This window comes from Brevibacterium sp. 'Marine', assembly GCF_012844365.1.
Lineage (GTDB): Bacteria > Actinomycetota > Actinomycetes > Actinomycetales > Brevibacteriaceae > Brevibacterium.
In genome coordinates this window covers 3,788,298-3,806,708 of record NZ_CP051626.1, presented here as the reverse complement: position 1 = coordinate 3,806,708, position 18,411 = coordinate 3,788,298, and the positions used below count along the sequence as shown (strand labels likewise).

Below are 18,411 nucleotides of genomic sequence, written 5' to 3'. Positions count from 1 at the left end.
TTCCACTGAATGTTGCGGAGAACCGCAAACTGTAATCGGGCTGTCCGATGGTAGAAATAGAATCAAGCTAACTCAGGCAGATCTGATTCTCAGTTTCGCAGTAATCTCCTGGGTCCTGATGTGTAAATCATGTAGTTCATGAATTCGGCCTGAGCGAATTCTATCCGTACAGAGATCGTTTGATGTGATCGATGAGCGTGCTGATAAGTGTGGTCTCATTCGCAGTTGGAACGGAAGCTGACTTCTGTCCGTATCCGACTGAAGGAGCAGCCGACTGCACCTCCGCCACCTTCAAACCGGCGAGACTCGGTCCAGCTCGAGGAGGACAGTGTGACAGTGAAGCCAGAGACGATCGTCATCAGCTCAGCTGGGAGACGTTTGTATCTCATTGACTGGTTTCGAGAGGCTTTCGAAGCTCTTGGTATTGAAGGGCGAGTGATCATTGCCGAAAACGATCCGACTAGCTCCTCCGCTTCCTACGGCGACGTCGGCCGGTGTCTGCCGAAATACGATGATCCGGACTATGGTCCAGAGCTTATGCGCCTGGTTGCCGAATTCGACGCCAAAATCTTCGTTTCGGCGAATGATTACGAACTCATGCATGTTCATGTGAATAGCGGACTTGCGAACTCACTTCGGGAGAGTGGCGTGCTGGTGCCGGGAGTATCGGCGGCATGGCAGGCCGGCTGCGCAGACAAGCTGCAGATGGCAAAAATGCTCGGTGCCATTGAGGTTCCGACACCGGCGACAGTCAGCGGCGCGGATGAACAAGGCATTGATGGGCTGAGTGCTCAGACCGACGAGCTCGTCGTCAAGCACAGATTCGGCAGCGGGTCCTCGGGCTTGCGGGTGGTCTCAACGGATCAAGTCCGACAGGCAGTGACAGAAGCTGCGCTTTCAGCCCCGGCAGCCAGTGGGCATCCGGGAACCCGGGATGATGTTGTAGTGCAGCCGAAGCTCCCGGGAACTGAATATGGTGTGGACATCATTGGGAGCCTCACAGACAGCGGAATGCTCAGCGGTGTGCTAGCGCGCCGCAAAGTTCGCATGAGGGCTGGAGAGACGGATAAGGCTGTGACTGTCGACGCCGCACCCTTCACTCGAATCTCTGAGCAGATTGCCGGAGCTTCAGATCTGACAGGGCTCATCGACGTTGACGTGTTCGTTGATGATTTCGGCGAGAGATTCGTGATCGACATCAACCCTCGTTTCGGTGGTGGATATCCGTTCGTCCACCTTGCTGGTGCAGATGTGCCTCTCTACTATCTTGCGCAGGCCCTTGGGGTTGACATCGGTGACAGCTGGAGTCGGTACGAACTGGACGTCGTCTCTGCAAAATATGAGAGCATCCGCGTCACGGGCTGACGAAGAGGTCCCAAGCGTGAGCTCGGTGAGGTTGAGATGACGTCGCTCTCAGCTGCCGGCTTTCATGCCCCGATGCGAGTATTCGCCGAGGCGGGTGACGAGGCCGCGCATCTTCTGCGTGGCATCCGATTGGGCTAGGTCCCGCAGCATCAGCAGGGAAGAGAATGCGGTGTAGATTCGCGGCCGCAGCGGCAGATCCCAGACGCCGATGTATTCGTGCGCGTCGGCTCCCATACCTGCCTTGAAGTGAATCAGGCCCGCAGTCGGAACATCGGGGTCCAAGGTATCTTGGACCCCGCCGATATCGATGACTTCGACTCCGTCTGCGACGGCACGTCGGATGATCTCCCAATAGAGGGCATTCGACGGCCTCACCTCGGGCCGAAGCGTGCTCGTTGCAGCAAAGATGCCCTGCACCCTTCGGCCGATCTGCGCTGTGGCCTCAGCAGCGAGCACGTCGCCATTGTGTGTGGCGACATCGAACGTGATTCGACCAGGGAAGTCTACGGCCAAGGTCGTCAGGACTGACTCGATGTAGCTTCGAGGCTTTGCATTGAAGTGGTTGCGGTCGGCTGTCTCCGCCAATATTCTGAGGACTTCATCGAGATCTGCCAGTTCGCCGGTCTGCGCTTGCACTCCCGCGCGTTCGGCCTTGCGGATATTTTTTCGCCACGTCTTCGACATTCGTGACGAGACGGCCTGCTCTGAGCCGCCTTCCAGCGAAAGATGGAAATTAAACCTGGGCTGGCTGGCTTCGGCTTCCTTGTTGTCGCGGACTTCCTTCCAACCGAGTCGTGACAACTGTCGCGCGATGTTACTTCCGACAGGATTGGTTTCGTCGGGGGCGAGATCGTCGAATCGTACGACGCCGGGATCCGTGAGACCCTTCTTCACAGTGTCGGCATGCCAGCTTCGCAGCTTCAATGGCGGAGCAATCCTGACGGCGAAGATTTGCTTCGCGCGAAGATGAGAAGTCAGGGCCTGCAGTTGCCCAAGCGCATCCGGGGCGGCCCAGTCGATAAGTGGGCCCTGCGGAATATATGCAAATCGGAGCCGAGTCCCAGGCAGACTCTTGTACTTGACGAGCGTTGCAGCGACCAGTGCTCCGGTGCTGTCTCGGATACCCAATACCTCATAATCCCAGATCTGGCTGCGTGCGTTCCCCCATTGCGGAGTCTGCTGGTAGCTTGCGGTCCCAAAGTTTTCGAGGAACCGCTGATACTCGGCGCTTTCAATGCTTTCAACAGTATGCATGGAATCAGAGTAGGGATGTGGGGAAGGGGGCAACCGTAGATCGCGATGCAGCTTTCGTGCATCCGCACTCCAATGGCGGATGACCGCATATCGTTCCGGTTGGTCGACAATTGCCGACGAATGGCAGGCACATTGGGAGTCCTGACAGGCCAGCAAGTTGCGTGCTGGTTGTCCACATGATGACAGCCGGACGTAAGAGGGGAGCTCACGTGTACGTCGACGAGCGTGACGCGGGTGTGATCCGCCGAGATGAAGGATGGGCGACCATGAGCTCGAACGCTGAAGGGGCGGCGCAAGATCCTCGCCTCAGCCTGGGCGACTTCATCGTCGAGCTCGAAGTCTCGGGAGCCGGCCCGGCAGATACCGAGCTCTGCCACCGGCTCTGGACGGAATGCGCCGGCCGTGCTCGATTCGCCGAGGCGGTCCTCCGTGCCGCTGCTGCCGCGGGGGTTTCCGTAGATCCCGAATCAACTGCTTTCGCTGATTGGGTCGTCGAACTCTGTCCGCGACTGTCCCTTGCATTGGGCTCCGGTGACACAGCGGCAGCTTCTGTGCTTGCTCAGCTCAGTGCTGTGTCAGAGACGACCGCTGTTCGGGCGCTGACCGCCGTGGCCGATGACCTCCTCGGCGGAATTGGGATCCACGATCCCGAAGGGGTGCTGATCCGACTCCGCTCCAGCGGGATACTCACTCGCCTTGAAGATTCGACGCGGGGGACGCTGCTGAAGGTTCCGACTCTCATCGCGGCCAAGCTGCGACACGACCTCAGGGCCGAAGTCAGTGCTGAACCGGTGGTCGCTTCACTGCTCGATGTGCTCGTCGACCATATGGAATCCGCGGGTCTGGTCGAGCCCGAGCTCCTCAGCGACGTGCTGCTTCTGGCCAGGCACGGCGGCCATTGGTCCCAGCTCCAGCGGGTGTGCGAGGCAGTGGGCATGCCGATGTTCCTGCTCACTCCGCGGACCTCCTGCACTGTTCTCCGAGTTCTGCCGCTCAAGGCGCGCACCGGCCGACCCGGCCTTGCGTTCTTCGGATCTCTCGCCGAAGACATCACGGCCGATGCCGTTGATGACACCCCGGCTCGGATTCGGGCCGCCGCGATCAGATATACCGGCCCGGGAATGCTGAGGTCACGACTACTGGGGAAATTCGGCGATTCGGAATTTAACGTGGAAGAGGAAGGAGCGCTTCCGGGTGCGATGCTGGTCGATGTCATCGGCACTGTCCGGCAGCTGATCGAGCTCGCCGATGCCGGGCGTCACGGCGAAGCTGCGGAACTGGGCATTCGCGCCTCAGCAGAGATGCGCAGTGCGCGTGCACGATCCGTCGTGCGTCTCCTCACCGCGATCGCACTTCACCACGCAGCTGAACCTCGGCGGGCTCTGTCCGTGCTCAACGAAATCGAGGGCCCCGCCCGAGCCGGTCACGTGGACGGTGACTTTCTTCTGCCGTCGATCATCGCTTGGACCGCCCTCATCGCAGCGGTCAGTGGTGACCATGAGCGGGCCGATGCGCACCTGGCGGAGTCCGATGCCCCATCGGGGATCAGCCGCGCGGGTTCCGAAGCGGATCCGGCAGCCGCATCTTCGGATGCGCCCCCAACCGTCATCATCGATGAACTGGTGACTCCGCCCCTGCGCATCGCCTCGGCTCTCAGGGCTCTGGACCGACTCGATCTTGAGCGGGCCGAGGCAGAGTTCGGCGCCCTCTCCGCCTACCCTGAGATGCGGACGCTGTGGGTCTATCTGCCCCTCATCGCCCGGACCTTGGCGGTGCTGTCCGCGGAAGCGGAATCCGGTCTGCTGTTCGTCAACGATGATGCGGAGCGATTCCAGGACAGCGGTGTCCTGTCAGACGCGGAGAAGGACCTGATCGCACTTGGGCGCAGCACGGTCTTCATTGCTCTGGGGCAGCTGCGGTGGGCCGAGATCGACCGCGATCGGCTCTCTCCCGCCTGCGACGGCCGTATTGTTCTCGACGTTCGTTCGAAGCTCGTCGCCGGTCGAAACGATGAGGCGATCTCATGCGCAGATACCTGGTTCTATCACCACTCGCTGAGCCCGCGCAGCCGGGCTGAGCTCGTCGCCATCAGAGCAGCAGCCAAGCTGCGCACTGGGGACGAGGCTGGAGCGCAGAGTGATTTCAGGATGGCTGTAAGTCTCTCGACCTGGGTGAGCTCGCTGCTGCCGCTTGCACTTCTGCCGCTGCCCGATCGCAGTCGGCTCATCGACCTCACAACTGACTCGCCTGTATGGGCGGAAGCTGCGAACGAGTTCTCCGCGACCTTCGATTCGCCTGCGAAGCTTGTGGAGCGGCTGCGCAGTATCGGCCCGGTTTCTGTGGACATAGCAGAAACGCCACAGCTCAATGCCGGCGAAGCCCAACTCATCGATTTTCTGGCACGGGGCCTGTCCGTCGCTGAGATCGCTGAGGAACTCAATCAGGTGACGGGCACAGTGAAGAACCGTCTCTCTGCCCTCTACCGCAAATTCGGAGTCTCGAACCGGGCGGACGTGCTCATCCGGGCCCGATCCTTCGGTTACCTCGCCTAGCGGCACAACCGCATAACCCGGCGCGCAATCACGACCGAGCGGATATCCAAAGCCGCTCACGAAGCAGGGAAGAGGCCATCGCCGAGGGTCCCCAACGCCATCGCCGAGGCGAATCCCTCACGCCGTCACGAGATCCCGTCTACGGAACCCGACCATGCCAGCTCCGACGAGGACGACCGTGATCGCCAGGAACGTCAGCACCGCCTCGGCGGAGATGTCCTCGGCCGGGTACTGACCGATGTGGTTGAACACGGAGAGGTCGAGGACGGCATCGTCGAGCTGGAGGAGCCCGCCGAACAGAGCGAGCACCGCGGAACCGGCGAAGACGATCCAGGTCAGACCCAGCAGTCGCGGCGCGAATCCGTACAGCAGGCAGGCGAGGCCGATCAGCACCCACACGGCGGCCGACTGCACGAGATGGCCGAGCACCGTCGGGCCCAGCAGGTCCCAATCGTCCAGCGAGGCGGCCGCGCCGATGCCCTCACCGATACCGGCCAGCAGCATCAGCCAGCCGGATCCGAGCAGCGTCACCGTCACCCAGGAAGCCATCCACCCGCCCCGTGAGACCGCGGTCGCGAGGACGGGCTCGGTGTGGAAGTCCTGTTCCTCGGAGCGCAGTCCTCCGACGGTGATGAGCGCGAAGGCGGCGACGATCATGGCCATGTAGAGCGCCATATAGCCGAGATAGCCGTCGACGATTCCCCGCGGTCCGCCCATGAGCTGCGTGATCTGTTCGGGCATGCCGTCGGCGCCCTCGGCCATCGCTCCGGCGAAGGATCCGAAGATCGCAGCCATGACGAGGATCCCCAGCGACCACCAGATCAGCGTCGAACGCTGCAGGCGGAAGGCGAGTCCGAACGCGGTCGACAGGCCACGACCTGCGTGAGCCCGTCCGGGCCGCTCCGCAGTGATGCCCGCGCCGAGGTCGCGGCGCGACTGCACGGCCAGACCGATGACCAGGAGGACGACGAGGGCGGCGACTGAATACAGCAGCGGCCACCAGCGGTCGAGAGTGAACGGAGCCGTCTGCTGAGACCATCCCAGAGGAGACAGCCAGGACAGCCAGTCGAGGTCGCCGCCGGCGACGGCGGACATGTCACCGAGCCCGCGGACGACGAAGCTCAGCGCCAGCACGGCTCCGGCCATTCCCGAGGCCGCCCGCGAGAACCCCGTCAGCTGCACCGTCACGGACGTGACCCCGACGAATACACAGCCGACCGCCGTCATCCCGGCGCCGAAGAGCAGACTCGAGGTCGCCGGGTCGGGGTCGGCCTCCGAGAACTGAAGCGCCGCGGCCATGAGCGCCCCTGCCACGACGTTCATGATCACCGTGAGGATGACCGCAGCGAACAGCTGGGCATGTCGTCCCGTGACATTCGCTCGGATGAGCTCAGCCCTGCCCGTCTGCTCCTCGGCGCGGGTGTGACGGGTGACGGTGGTGATCGACATCAGGCCGATGCCGATCATGAGGAACACGGCGTACATGCCGACGATGAATCGCGGCACCGTGATGTCATCGAGCCCGTAGCCGGGTCCGGTGATGAGTCCCATCACCGGATTCTTCGCGAACACGGTCATCGTCTGCAAGGTGTCCGCATCCATGACCAGGGCGATCGCATTCGCGAAGTAGGCCGTGAGCGCGGTCAGAGACAGCACCCAGATCGGCATTCGCAGCCGGTCGCGCCTGAGCATGAACAGCAGCAGGTGTCCCAACCCGGTGAGGCCACCCCCGCCGAGGCGGCCGTCGGCTCCGCGGGCACGGGCCCTTCGGTGCGCCTGACGTCGGTCGGCGGTCGCGTCCCCCGGGCCCGCCTCGGTCGATGCCAGCAGATTCATGATCCGACCTCCTTGCCGTAGTGGCGCAGCAGCAGCTGCTCGAGCGTCGGCGGCGTGGCCGTCAGCGACTCGACGTCGTGCTCGCCGAGGGTGCGCATGAGGTCCGGCAGGTGAGCGGCGTCGGCGCTGAAGTGCAGCTGCGCACCCTCGCGGACGAGATCGTGGACTCCGGCCATCCGAGTCAGAGCGGGGATGTCCCGCTCGACCTGAACGGTGATCGTCGTCCGCGACAGGTGGCGCAGATCCGACAGAGTACCGGTCTCGACGATGCGGCCGGCCCGGATGATCGAGATCCGGTCGGCCAGCGCCTCGACCTGGGCGAGGATGTGGCTCGAGAGCAGCACCGTGCGACCGTCCTCCTTCGCCTCGCGGATGCACTCCTGGAACACGGCCTCCATGAGCGGGTCGAGGCCCGCGGTCGGTTCGTCGAGCAGCAGGAGCTCGACATCCGAGGCCAGTGCGGAGATGAGCGCGACCTTCTGCCGATTGCCCTTCGAGTACGTCCGGCCCTTCTTTCTGGGGTCGAGGTCGAAGCGTTCGATGAGTTCGTCGCGCTTGCGGACATCGACTCCGCCGCGGAGCCGGGAGAACAGGTCGATCGCCTCACCGCCGGTCAGCCCCGGCCACAGCTCCACGTCCCCCGGGACGTAGGCGAGTCGCCGATGGAGTGGGACCGCATGCGACCACGGGTCCTCGCCGAGGAGGCGGATCCGTCCCGCATCGGCGCGGAGGATCCCCAGCAGGATGCGGATCGTCGTCGATTTGCCGGCACCGTTGGGGCCGAGGAAGCCGTGGACCTCCCCGCGGGCGACCTCGAGGTCGAGGCCGTCGAGGGCACGTGCGCGACCGAAGGATTTGACCACCTCGGCGAGGGTGATCGCGGGTGCCTCTTCCCCGGTCCGACGGCTGTGGGTCGTCGGAGCTGTCGTCGTTCTCATCGCTTCTCGTCTCCTTCGTCGGTGCGGTGTGCTGTCGGTGTCTCGGTGCGGTCGGGAGCCGCGGAGTCCGCGGATGCTGTGTCGGGGGCGGCGGTGATGACGCCGTGGAAGTAGAGGTCGTAGAGGTGGGGGGCGAGCCGGGACATCGTCTCGGGGAAGTCCGCGGTCCCCAGCGCCTTCTGCAGGCGGGATCCGAGGATCGACGGGGCCAGCGCGAGGGCGGCGATCGTCGCCGCCTGACCACGGACGTCGGTGTCGCTGGTGCGGAATTCGTAACCGGCGAAGCCGTGTCGGATATAGCCCTCGACGAGGTCGACGTAGTGATCGAAATAGCGCTGACCATGATCCGAGGGATCGAGCAGCGACTTGGTGAGGTAGTCGATGTTCAGCGACATGTCGCTGCTGGCGAAGATCTCTCGCACCGCCTCCGTCGCGTAGTCGGCATTGGCCGCCTTGGCGTCCGCGATCGCCGAGAAGACGAAGTCATCGCAGGCGCGGCGCAGTCCGTCCTTCGACCCGAAATGGTGGATGACGAGCCCGGGGGAGACGTCGGCGGCGGCGGCGATCGCACGGATCGTCGACTTCGCGAAACCACGTTCGGCGAAGGTCTCGATCGCAGCGGAGCGGATCCGGACCGCGGTCTCCGGGGACGAATTGGGTGATCGGTTCGCACGCGAATCCGAAGAGGTTGAACGCATGTTTAATATTAAACGCGTGTTCAATCATCGATGTCAATGATTCGGGCTCGGAAAGTTCATCCTCCACTATTTACATACAACCAGTCGGTTGTATGATTGGGTGTATGAAAGCCGTTCTCGACGACGAAGTCGATGCGCTGTTCCAGGCATTGGCCGACCGCACCCGGCGCGATATCGTGCGCCGAGTCACAGGAGAGGGACTTTCGGTGTCCGATCTGGCAGCCGGCTACGACATGAGCTTCGCCGCAGTGCAGAAGCACGTTGCTGTCCTCGAACGTGCAGGACTGGTGACGAAGCGCCGAGTCGGCAAACGGCAGATCGCCCACGCAGAGGTGGGTCCGCTTCGCACCATCAGGAGCATGCTCGCCGAACTCGAAGACCAGTGGGTCGAACGAGTGCAGAGAATCGACGACCTTCTGGCCGGGGACGAACAGGCCGGGTCGTGAGGAAAACCACCGCAATGCTTAAGGAGCAGCCATGCCGGTCATCGACACATTTCATGACGAAGAGACACTGACGCTGACGATCGTCGCCGAATTCGCGGCGCCGCTCGAACGAGTGTGGGAGGTCTACGCCGACCCCCGACAGCTCGAGCAGATCTGGGGACCTCCGACGTACCCGGCCACGGTCGTCGACCATTCGCTCGCACCCGGCGGCAGAGTCACGTACTACATGACGAGCCCGGAGGGCGAGAAGTTCTGCGGGCTGTGGGAGCTGACCGCCGTCGATCGTCCCACACGTTTGGAGTTCCGCGATTACTTCGCCGATGAGGACTTCACGGTTGTCGAGTCGATGCCCGGAAGCAGCTGCGTCTACCGCTTCGAGGCAACCGAGACCGGGACACGTGCCACCTATGAATCGGTCTTCGACTCGGTGGAGGGACTGCGCACCGTCCTGGAGATGGGTGTCATCGAAGGCTCGACCGGGGCGATCAACCAGATCGACGGGCTGCTGGCTCGCAGCGGAACCGTCAACCGTGCGAACTCGCAACCGAGCGAGCTCGCATAGGGCGATTCCGCGGGAGAGGAATGTTGATTCTCGCCGCTGAAATCAACATTCTTCTCCCTGAGAACGGCGCGCAAGTTCCGCATCAGGGTCGGGCTAAGCCTCCGCGCGGGCCTGCATGGAGTGGGCCGGGGTGTCCGGGCGGACGGGGATGATGAGCGCCAGACCGACCGCCAGAACGATGAGGATGCCCAGCGTTCCCGCCCGCTGGAAGCCGAAGATCGTGATCGCCAAGGCGAACATCGCCGGGCCGAGGAAGCTCACGGCCCGTCCGGTCGTGGCGTAGAGGCCGAAGTTCTCCCCGGCCGACTCCGGCGGAGTGATGCGGGCCAGGAACGACCGGCTCGACGCCTGCACCGGACCGACGCAGAAGCTCAAGATCAGGGCGCAGACCCAGAACACGGCCGCCTCGGCGCTGAAGAGGATCGGCAGCCCACCGGCGATGATGACGATGAGACCGGCGATGATGACGGGTTTCGGCCCGAGCCGATCGTCGAACCACCCGGCAATCATCGCACCGGCACCGGCGGCGACGTTCGCTGCCACACCGAGGATGATGATCTCCGAGGCGGAGAACCCATAACTGCCGGCGGCAAGGACGCCGGCGAAGGAGAAGATCGCGGCCAGACCGTCCCGGAAGACCGCCGAGGCGATGAAGAACCGCAGCGTCTGATGCTCGGTCGACCACATCCGGACCAGACGACGCACAAGGCCCGCATAATCGGAGACGAACGCGCGGATCGGGTGTCCGCCCGAGGTGCCCTTGACCTTCGCACCGGGAGCCGAGAACAGTGTGGGAAGCGCGAAGATCGCAAACCACACCGCCGCGAGGACAGCGACGATGCGGAACCTCAGTCCGTCGGCGTCGCTGGCGCCGAGGATGCCGACCTCGGGCTGGATGACCAGGACGAGGAGGACGACGAGAAGGACCAGCCCTCCGACGTAGCCCATGCCCCACCCGAATCCGGAGACCTTGCCGACATTGTCGGGGGTGGTGATGCGGACCATGATGCCGTTGTAGGACACCTCGGCGAATTCGAAGAACACGCTGCCCACGGCCAAGAGCAGCAGACCCAGCCAGAGATAGTCGGGGGAGTCGCGGACGAAGAACAGGCCGAACATCGTGAGCACGACGATTCCGGTGTGCACACCCAGCCACAGGCGATGCCGACCCCCGGCGTCGGCCCGAGTGCCGGCTGCCGGAGCGATGACGGCGATGACGAATCCGGCCGCGGCCATCGACCAGCCCAATGCCGAGGAGCCGGCTTCCTCGGTGGCGGCGACGGACTTCGTCAGGTACGGAGCGAACACGAAGGTGATGATCACGGCATTGAAGGACGCCGAACCCCAGTCCCACAGCGCCCAATTGAATATGCGCAGACGGGTTGCTGCTGGTGACGGCGGGGATGCGGGCATGGTGTCACTGTACTGAATCGCTGCCCGATCGGGACGAAAACTACGAAAATAGCAGGGTAAAGCTGAATGCGACGTTGAAGCAGTCCGTGAATTGCGGCAGAGTAGATAGACGGATCTGAACTCGAAGCGAAGGGCATTATGAGCGACCCCAACGCGGACGACGGCTCCGCGACCGGCCAGCAGGCCGGCGCGACCGCCGAGGCGGACTCGGCACCAACCACCGGTGCCGACGATACGACCGCCTCCACACCGTCCGAAACCGAACATTATCTCATCGGCGAACCCGACCCCGTAGCGCTTCATCTTCCGGAGAAGCTGCATATCGGCGAAGGCGACTCCGATGCGGAGATCACCGAGAAGCTGCGCCGCCAAGGCGTGCGCATCGGCAAGGGCATGATCGCCCCGGCCGTCTTCTGGCCGGCGCTGATCATCATCGTCGGAGTCGCCGCATTGGCGATTGCGCTCCCAACGTCGACCGGCGACGTGATCTCTGCGATGCAGGGCTGGGTCGTCGCCGACCTCGGCTGGTACTACATGCTGGTCGTCGGGCTGTTCGTCGTCTTCGCCATCGTCGTCGGATTCTCCAAGTACGGCAGAATTCGGCTGGGCAAGGATGGCGACCGACCGGAATTCAACATCTTCTCGTGGTTCGCGATGCTCTTCGCCGCGGGCATGGGCATCGGCCTCGTCTTCTACGGTGTCGCCGAACCGCTGACCTACGCGACGACCGGGGCGAAGCCGGGATGGCCCGACAGCGAGATCGACGACGCGAAGCTGGGCATGGCCCAGACCTTCGTCCACTGGGGTCTGCACCCGTGGGCGCTCTACGCAGTGCTCGGCATGGCACTGGCCTATGCGATCCACCGCCGTGGTCGCCCCCTGTCCATCCGCTGGGCCCTCGAACCGCTCCTGGGACGTTTCGTCAAGGGGTGGGCCGGTGACGTCATCGACGTCATCGCGATCTGCGGCACGGTCTTCGGCATCGCTACCTCTCTCGGGCTCGGCGTGCAGCAGATCTCGGCCGGACTCAAACACATCGGGGTCGTCGGCGAGTACGACAACATGTTCCTCGTCATCCTCATCGTCATCATCACCTTCCTCGCCACCGCCTCGGTGGTCTCGGGCGTGGGCGCCGGCATCAAGTGGCTGTCGAACATCAACCTCACGATGGCCGGCATCCTCCTCATCACGGTTCTCGTGCTCGGGCCGACCCTGTTCCTGTTCCAGAACTTCGTCGAGTCGATCGGCGTGTATCTGGCCAATGTCTTCGACATGACGTTCGACATCGGTGCCTACACCGGTGACGAAGGCGCGGAGTGGAACTCCTCCTGGACTCTGTTCTACTGGGGCTGGTGGATCTCCTGGGCACCCTTCGTCGGCGTCTTCATCGCCCGCATCTCGCGTGGCCGCACCGTGCGCGAATTCATCGCCGGTGTGCTCCTCGTGCCGTCGATCGTCGGCTTCTTCTGGTTCTCCGTGATGGGCGGCACCGGCATCCACCGTCAGATCTTCGGCGCCGGCGACCTCGTCGACCCGGAGGAAGGCGTCGTGGCCGAACGTGTCCTCTTTGACGTGCTCGGAGACCTGCCGCTGGGTGCGGTGCTGTCGGTCATCGCCATCATCCTCGTGGCGATCTTCTTCATCACCTCGTCGGATTCGGGTTCGCTCGTCGTCGACATGCTCGCCTCGGGCGGCCACCCGAACCCGCCGCTGTGGTCGCGTGTCCTCTGGGCGCTGATGGAGGGTGCGCTGGCGATCGGTCTGCTCATCGCCGGTGGGCTCGGAGCGCTGCAGGCCGGGTCGCTGCTCACGGCGCTGCCGTTCAGCATCATCCTCGTCCTCGTCTGCGTGTCCACGCTCAAGGCCTTCGGCAAGGAGGCGCAGCGGACGGCGGCGATCGAGCGTGCGGCGCGGTTCCGTCAGGTCGGTGAGCATCTGGCCGATGACTTCGACGAGTACCTCGGTGACAAGGTCGATGAGCGCATCGACTACCGACTCACGCGCAGCCGCGGCATCGGCGATCGGATGAAGTCGCGCTCCGGGGGGACTCGGGAGCCGCGCAAGCCCGGCCGTGACAGGGGGACGTCGACCCCCGCGGACTGATACGGCACCGTCGACGGCCGGTGCGCCGCCGACGGATCGAGGGCCCGTGTGACCGACTGCGAGTCGGTCACACGGGCCCTCGTCGTACCAGATCTCGTCGCACATCGCGGACGCCGCTGTCGACGGCTTCTGCGGCGCAAGGCGGAACGAGTAGGCTGGTGGCGGACGAGTACACCGACCCATCGACCAAGGAGCGCACATGCCCATCGCCAGCCCCGAAGTGTATGCCGAGATGATCGACCGTGCGAAGACCCAGGGCTTCGCCTACCCCGCGATCAACTGCACCTCCTCGCAGACGATCAACGCCGCCATCCGCGGCTTCGCCGAGGCCGGATCCGACGGCATCGTGCAGATCTCCACGGGCGGCGCCGAATACATGTCCGGCCCGACGGTCAAGGACCGCGTGCGCGGTGCCATCGCGTTCTCCGTCTTCGCCGCCGAGGTGGCCAAGAGCTACGACGTCAACATCGCGCTGCACACCGACCACGCTCCGAAGGACGCCGTCGAAGCCTGGGTCAAGCCCCTGCTGGCCGCATCGACCGAACGCGTGAAGAACGGCGGCGAGCCCTACTTCCAGTCGCACATGTGGGACGGTTCTGCCGTTCCCCTCGACGAGAACCTCGTCCTCGCCGAGGAGCTGCTCGAGCTCTCTGCGGCCGCGCACTCGATCCTCGAGATCGAGGTCGGCGTCGTCGGCGGCGAAGAGGACGGCGTCGAGAACGAGATCAACGACAAGCTCTACACCACCGTCGAGGATGGGCTGGCCACCGCGCGTGCTCTGGGCACCGGCGAGAAGGGCCGCTACCTCACGGCTCTGACCTTCGGAAACGTCCACGGCGTGTACAAGCCCGGCAATGTGAAGCTGCGCCCCGAACTCCTCGGTGAGATCCAGGAGAAGGTCGGCGCCGAAGTCGGCAAGAAAGCGCCGTTCGATCTCGTCTTCCACGGCGGTTCGGGATCGAGTGCGGAAGAGATCGCCGAGGCGGTCCGCCACGGAGTCGTGAAGATGAACATCGACACCGACACCCAGTACGCCTTCACGCGCCCCGTCGTCGAGCACATGTTCCGCAACTACGACGGAGTGCTCAAGATCGACGGTGAGGTCGGCGACAAGAAGCTCTACGACCCGCGCTCCTTTGGCAAGGCAGCGGAGAAGGGCATGGCCGAGCGCATCGTCGAAGCCTGCCAGAACCTCGGCTCGGCCGGCACCAGCCTGCAGAAGTGATCTGAGCTGCGGCAGCTGCTGGCTGCCCCACGCACCGACAGCGGCCGTCGCCCGATTCCGGGCGACGGCCGCTGCGCATGCTGAACCGTCGAGAAACGGGCCAAGCGTCGAGAAACGCACGTGGACACCCGTGTCTCGACATTCAGCCCGTTTCTCGACGAGATGCCACTGTGAATGGCACGAGGCCCGGGACGCCATTGTCCCGGGCCTCGTATCGTCCCGCGGATCGGCGGACGAGTTGTCTGTCGACCGGACTGCCTGCCGAGTGGCCTGCATCCCGATCGCGCTTCGCATCAGCCTTTCGGCACCGCCTCGCCGGCCTTGAGCCGCGCCACCCGCTGATCCCAGAAGTCGGCGTTGCGCACGCCGATCTTCTCGGGCTCGAACACCGGGTCCAAGCCGAGCTTGGTCTGGCGTTCGAAGTCGCGCAGGAGCTTGAACGCCGGCTGCTGCAGGATGAGGATGCCGATGATGTTCAGCCAGGCCATGAGGCCCACGCCGATGTCACCGAGCGCCCAGGCGCTGCCGGCCGTCGACATCGCACCGACGGCGACGGCGACGAGGATGAGCAGCTGCAGCACGCGCTTGCCGACCGCGAGCACCATGGTGTTCTTGGCCTTGCCGAGCAGATACACGAGGTTGGTCTCGGCCATGTAGTAGTAGGCGACGATCGTGGTCAGCGCGAAGAGGAAGATCGAGATCGCGATGAACCCGGCACCGAGACCGTGGATCATCGAATCGAGTCCCGCCTGCGGCCACTTCTCGCCCGGGGTCGCCGCGATCTCCTCGGCCAGCTGGCCGCGGCCGGTGCCGATGATCGTCGTCCCGTCGGCGTCGAAGACCTTGTACATGCCGGTCGAGAGGATCATGAACGCCGTCGCCGAGCACACGAAGAGGGTGTCGATGTAGACCGATCCGGCCTGCACGAGTCCCTGCTTCGACGGGTGGGAGACCTCGGCGGCCGATGCCGCGTGAGGCCCGGTGCCCTGTCCGGCTTCGTTCGAGTAGATGCCGCGCTGGACGCCCCACTGGACCGCCATGCCGATGATGCCGCCGAAGGCCGCTTCCGGTCCGGCGTCGATGCCGAAGGCCGAGTTGAACATCAGCTGGAGGACCGGAACGATCTGATCAGCATTGATGATGGTCACTGCGATGGCCGCAATGATGTAGATGACGGCCATGAAAGGCACAGCCAGTGAAGCGAAGTGCGCGATGCGCTTGATGCCGCCGACGACGATGAAGCCCATGATGATGACGAGAGCGATTGCGGTGCCCCAGGTCGGAATGCTCCAGGCGTTCTCGACGGCGCCGGAGATCGCATTGGACTGGATGCCCGGCAGCATGAACGACATGGCGATCACGGTCACGGCTGCGAAGACCATGCCGTAGACCTTGAACAGGCCACGGGCCTTGGTGTGGCGGTAGGCCTTCTCGATGTAGAAGGCGGGGCCTCCGCGGTACTCGCCGGTGCGGGGGTCCTGCTCCTTGAAGATCTGTCCCAGGGTGGATTCGACGTAGGACGTCGAGGCGCCGAGGAGGGCCGAGATCCACATCCAGACGACGGCACCGGGGCCGCCGAAGCCGATGGCGGTGGCGACACCTGCGATATTGCCGACGCCGACGCGACCGGCGAGCGAGATCGCCAGAGCCTGGAAGGACGAGACGCCCTCATTGGAGCTCTTGCCGGTGAACATCTGCTTGAAGATGGCGGGGATCTGGCGGATCTGCACGACGCGTGAGCGGATCGTGAAATAGACACCCGCGCCGAGGCACAGGTAGACGAGGGCGGACGACCACACGACCCCGTTGAGCCAGTCGATGAAAGCGGACACGCTTCTCCATTCGTTCTTCCGTGCCGGGATCGCCGACACGGTGTTGCTTATCTAGCGTCTGTGCCAGAGCGCCGGCCAGCTATTGAGCGACCGGATTCACGAGAGTTTCCCCAGCGTTCTCTGTGATGCACCTCATAAGTGAAACCGATTGTGACCTGTCGCGCAAATCGAAATCCGGGAGCCGCCCCATGTGCGGTTCTGCTGGTCGCCTCGCTGGTCCCCGTGCTGCGGCAAGGGAGGTTTCGCTGTGTCGGGCAGGACCGCCTCGGCGAATTGTTGCGAAGTCATTGCGAAGTGGATCACTTCATGTGCGTCAGTTCACTATTTGGGACGGGAACCGTATGATGTGGTGCGGATCTCTTCGAGCAAAGACGACACGAAGAGCACATCTGTAACGACAGGAACACCATGAAACGACGAACTGGCGCTAAGGCCGTGGCCATCGCTGCGGCGGGCGCTCTGCTCCTCTCCGCCTGCTCGACCTCGACGACCGGAGGCGGCGGCGGAGACGACGAAGGCGGAATGCTCACGGTCGGAACCACGGACAAGGTCGTGGCGCTCGACCCGGCTGCTGCGTATGACAACGGAAGCTCCCTCGTCGAACAGCAGATCTACCCGTACATCCTCGCCTACAAGCCGGGCACGGCCGAGCTCAACCCCTCGATCGCCGAATCGGCTGACTTCACCGAGCCGACGAAGTACGAGGTCAAGCTCAAGGACGGGCTCAAGTATGCCAACGGCAACGAACTGACCTCCTCCGACGTGAAGTTCTCCTTCGATCGGCAGCTGAAGATCCAGGACCCCAACGGGCCCTCCTCGCTGCTCGGCGGCCTGAAGTCCGTGGAGACCCCGGATGAGAAGACCGTCATCTTCAACCTCAAGCGCAAGAACGACCAGACCTGGCCGGGTGTGCTGGCCAGCGCCGCCGGACCGATCGTCGATGAGGACGTGTTCTCGGCCGACAAGGTCACGAAGGACCAGGAGATCGTCGACGGCAAGGCCTTCGCCGGTCCGTACACGATCGACGGCTTCAAGTTCAATGAGCTGATCACCTACAAGGCCAACCCGGACTACACGGGCTTCATCGAGCCCGCGAAGACCGAGACCGTGCAGATGAAGTACTACTCGGACGCGAACAACATGAAGCTCGACGTCCAGGAGAACACCATCGACGTGGCATGGCGATCGCTGTCAGCCACCGACGTCGAGGACCTCGGCAAGAACGAGGACCTCAAGGTCCACAAGGGCCCCGGCGGCGAGATCCGCTACATCGTGTTCAACTACGACACGATGCCCTTCGGCGCGAAGACCGATGACGCCGATGAGAAGAAGGCGCTCGCCGTTCGTCAGGCCATGGCCGACTCCGTCGACCGCCAGGCGATCGCCAGCCAGGTCTACAAGGACACCTTCACCCCGCTGTATTCGCACGTGCCCGACGGGCTGCCCGGCTCCGACGAGCCGCTGAAGTCCGAATACGGCGACGGCAAGGGCGGCGCCGATGTCGCGAAGGCGAAGAAGGCGCTCAAGGACGCCGGAGTCAAGACCCCGGTCGAACTCAAGCTGCAGTACAACCCGGACCACTACGGTCCCTCCTCGGGCGACGAGTACGCCCTGGTGAAGGACCAGCTGGACAAGACCGGACTGTTCGATGTCAAGCTGCAGTCGACCGAGTGGGTGCAGTACTCGAAGGACCGCACTGACGACGTCTACCCGATGTACCAGCTGGGCTGGTTCCCGGACTACTCGGATGCCGACAACTACCTCGTGCCGTTCTTCTACGACACGGACGAGACCCCGTCGTTCCTCGCCAACCACTACCGTGACGAGGCGATGAACAAGGAGCTCAACGCACAGTCCTCGATCGCCGATGAAGGCAAGCGCGAAGAGGCCCTGAAGAAGATCCAGGGCCAGCTGGCCGACGAGCTGCCGACTCTGCCGCTGCTCCAGGGCAACCAGATCGCCGTGTCCGGCAAGGACGTCAAGGGCGTCGACGACACCCTCGACCCCGCTTTCCAGTTCCGTCTGGCACTGCTGAGCAAGTGATCACCCACACGAGGTGCAGGTGAGCCGGTCAGGCCGCCTGCACCTCGTGGCGCGTTCGCGGTCAGCTCCGTACACCTGCAGTGACCCTCACCGAGGTGTCCACTGTCCGTCCCTCGGTCGCGAGCGCATCGAAACACATCCCAT

At 63.8% G+C, this 18,411-nt stretch carries 13 protein-coding genes; 7 read left to right on the top strand and 6 right to left on the bottom strand.

Annotation, left to right across the window (positions count from 1 at the left end; translation table 11 throughout):
• Positions 1-330: 330 nt before the first annotated feature.
• On the top strand, positions 331-1,365 hold the full coding sequence (locus HF684_RS17060; protein WP_169253448.1) for an ATP-grasp domain-containing protein: 1,035 nt from the start codon (positions 331-333) through the stop codon (positions 1,363-1,365).
• A gap of 48 nt (positions 1,366-1,413) precedes the next feature.
• On the opposite strand, the gene HF684_RS17055 is transcribed toward HF684_RS17060, so the two are convergent.
• On the bottom strand, positions 1,414-2,619 hold the full coding sequence (locus HF684_RS17055; RefSeq protein WP_169253447.1) for a peptidoglycan bridge formation glycyltransferase FemA/FemB family protein: 1,206 nt from the start codon (positions 2,617-2,619) through the stop codon (positions 1,414-1,416).
• A gap of 266 nt (positions 2,620-2,885) precedes the next feature.
• On the opposite strand from HF684_RS17055, the gene HF684_RS17050 reads away from it, so the two are divergent.
• Positions 2,886-5,171: a helix-turn-helix transcriptional regulator gene (locus HF684_RS17050; RefSeq protein WP_169253446.1), complete on the top strand. Its 2,286-nt coding sequence runs from the start codon at positions 2,886-2,888 to the stop codon at positions 5,169-5,171.
• A gap of 117 nt (positions 5,172-5,288) precedes the next feature.
• Here HF684_RS17050 and HF684_RS17045 read toward each other — a convergent pair whose 3' ends face one another.
• Genes HF684_RS17045 through HF684_RS18965 form a run of 3 tightly spaced genes read right to left on the bottom strand, consistent with a single transcriptional unit; the run spans position 5,289 to position 8,643 of the window.
• Complete coding sequence (locus tag HF684_RS17045; protein ID WP_211168022.1) at positions 5,289-7,007, bottom strand: ABC transporter permease; 1,719 nt, start codon at positions 7,005-7,007, stop codon at positions 5,289-5,291.
• A complete protein-coding gene (locus HF684_RS17040) occupies positions 7,004-7,945 on the bottom strand; it encodes an ABC transporter ATP-binding protein (RefSeq protein WP_169253445.1) in 942 nt (313 codons plus the stop codon). Before HF684_RS17040 ends, HF684_RS17045 begins: the two co-directional genes overlap by 4 nt.
• Complete coding sequence (locus HF684_RS18965; RefSeq protein WP_169253444.1) at positions 7,942-8,643, bottom strand: TetR/AcrR family transcriptional regulator; 702 nt, start codon at positions 8,641-8,643, stop codon at positions 7,942-7,944. The genes HF684_RS17040 and HF684_RS18965 overlap by 4 nt, the downstream gene beginning before the upstream one ends.
• Positions 8,644-8,747: 104 nt before the next feature.
• Between HF684_RS18965 and HF684_RS17030 the strand changes: the two genes are divergently transcribed.
• Complete coding sequence (locus tag HF684_RS17030; RefSeq protein ID WP_169253443.1) at positions 8,748-9,089, top strand: metalloregulator ArsR/SmtB family transcription factor; 342 nt, start codon at positions 8,748-8,750, stop codon at positions 9,087-9,089.
• A gap of 31 nt (positions 9,090-9,120) precedes the next feature.
• A complete protein-coding gene (locus HF684_RS17025) occupies positions 9,121-9,651 on the top strand; it encodes an SRPBCC domain-containing protein (RefSeq protein ID WP_169253442.1) in 531 nt (176 codons plus the stop codon).
• Positions 9,652-9,744: 93 nt separating this feature from the next.
• Here the strand turns inward: HF684_RS17025 and HF684_RS17020 are convergent, their stop codons facing one another.
• On the bottom strand, positions 9,745-11,064 hold the full coding sequence (locus HF684_RS17020; RefSeq protein WP_169253441.1) for an MFS transporter: 1,320 nt from the start codon (positions 11,062-11,064) through the stop codon (positions 9,745-9,747).
• Positions 11,065-11,202: 138 nt separating this feature from the next.
• On the opposite strand from HF684_RS17020, the gene HF684_RS17015 reads away from it, so the two are divergent.
• Together HF684_RS17015 and fbaA are read left to right on the top strand one after the other, a co-directional pair.
• Positions 11,203-13,167 (top strand): BCCT family transporter, encoded by a 1,965-nt coding sequence (locus HF684_RS17015; RefSeq protein WP_169253440.1) that lies wholly within the window; start codon positions 11,203-11,205, stop codon positions 13,165-13,167.
• 199 nt (positions 13,168-13,366) lie between these two features.
• Positions 13,367-14,392: a class II fructose-bisphosphate aldolase gene (gene fbaA, locus HF684_RS17010; protein ID WP_169253439.1), complete on the top strand. Its 1,026-nt coding sequence runs from the start codon at positions 13,367-13,369 to the stop codon at positions 14,390-14,392.
• Positions 14,393-14,685: 293 nt separating this feature from the next.
• On the opposite strand, the gene HF684_RS17005 is transcribed toward fbaA, so the two are convergent.
• On the bottom strand, positions 14,686-16,224 hold the full coding sequence (locus tag HF684_RS17005) for an alanine/glycine:cation symporter family protein (RefSeq protein WP_169253438.1): 1,539 nt from the start codon (positions 16,222-16,224) through the stop codon (positions 14,686-14,688).
• Positions 16,225-16,632: 408 nt separating this feature from the next.
• Between HF684_RS17005 and HF684_RS17000 the strand changes: the two genes are divergently transcribed.
• Positions 16,633-18,267 (top strand): ABC transporter substrate-binding protein, encoded by a 1,635-nt coding sequence (locus tag HF684_RS17000; protein ID WP_169253437.1) that lies wholly within the window; start codon positions 16,633-16,635, stop codon positions 18,265-18,267.
• Positions 18,268-18,411: the final 144 nt, after the last annotated feature.

What these genes read in the sequence shown, in the direction of transcription:
- HF684_RS17055 (WP_169253447.1), bottom strand. Translation starts at nt 2,619, where the DNA reads ATGCATACTGTTGAAAGCATTGAAAGCGCCGAGTATCAGCGGTTCCTC.
- HF684_RS17050 (WP_169253446.1), top strand. Translation starts at nt 2,886, where the DNA reads ATGAGCTCGAACGCTGAAGGGGCGGCGCAAGATCCTCGCCTCAGCCTG.
- HF684_RS17045 (WP_211168022.1), bottom strand. Translation starts at nt 7,007, where the DNA reads ATGAATCTGCTGGCATCGACCGAGGCGGGCCCGGGGGACGCGACCGCC.
- HF684_RS17040 (WP_169253445.1), bottom strand. Translation starts at nt 7,945, where the DNA reads ATGAGAACGACGACAGCTCCGACGACCCACAGCCGTCGGACCGGGGAA.
- HF684_RS18965 (WP_169253444.1), bottom strand. Translation starts at nt 8,643, where the DNA reads ATGCGTTCAACCTCTTCGGATTCGCGTGCGAACCGATCACCCAATTCG.
- HF684_RS17030 (WP_169253443.1), top strand. Translation starts at nt 8,748, where the DNA reads ATGAAAGCCGTTCTCGACGACGAAGTCGATGCGCTGTTCCAGGCATTG.
- HF684_RS17025 (WP_169253442.1), top strand. Translation starts at nt 9,121, where the DNA reads ATGCCGGTCATCGACACATTTCATGACGAAGAGACACTGACGCTGACG.
- HF684_RS17020 (WP_169253441.1), bottom strand. Translation starts at nt 11,064, where the DNA reads ATGCCCGCATCCCCGCCGTCACCAGCAGCAACCCGTCTGCGCATATTC.
- HF684_RS17015 (WP_169253440.1), top strand. Translation starts at nt 11,203, where the DNA reads ATGAGCGACCCCAACGCGGACGACGGCTCCGCGACCGGCCAGCAGGCC.
- fbaA (WP_169253439.1), top strand. Translation starts at nt 13,367, where the DNA reads ATGCCCATCGCCAGCCCCGAAGTGTATGCCGAGATGATCGACCGTGCG.
- HF684_RS17000 (WP_169253437.1), top strand. Translation starts at nt 16,633, where the DNA reads ATGAAACGACGAACTGGCGCTAAGGCCGTGGCCATCGCTGCGGCGGGC.